We start from the raw sequence: 303 nt of genomic DNA, 5'->3' as shown, positions 1-303 counted from the left end.
ATTCCTGCGCTTTAATCACAATCACACCTTCACTGGTGATCAGATGATGGCTGGCGGCGAGCAGGCTTTCTTTATAATACTCTGGCAGGCTGGAGGCCCGGATGTCAAAGCGCAAATGGATAGCCGTTGAGGCCTTGTTAACGTGCTGCCCCCCTGCGCCCTGAGCACGGATGGCGGTGATCTCCAGCTCGTGATCAGGGATGCTGACGTTTCGGGACAACTCAATCATGATACGGGCTGCCAGGCCGTGAGATGAATTTCCAGATTATTCTGAGAATCGGAAAGCCAGATGGCGCCGTCCTG

1 protein-coding gene is annotated in these 303 nt (G+C 54.5%); it reads right to left on the bottom strand.

The window, feature by feature from the left end; translation table 11 throughout:
- A partial coding sequence (arfB, locus tag F1735_RS34705) for an alternative ribosome rescue aminoacyl-tRNA hydrolase ArfB (protein ID WP_167241598.1) occupies positions 1–229 on the bottom strand: 229 nt, incomplete at its 3' end.
- Between the last annotated feature and the right edge of the window lie 74 nt (positions 230–303).

Source organism: Massilia genomosp. 1 (genome assembly GCF_011682185.1).
Lineage (GTDB): Bacteria > Pseudomonadota > Gammaproteobacteria > Burkholderiales > Burkholderiaceae_D > Telluria_A > Telluria_A rubra.
Note: the sequence above shows the minus strand (reverse complement) of the source record. Positions and strands in the feature narration are given on the sequence as shown.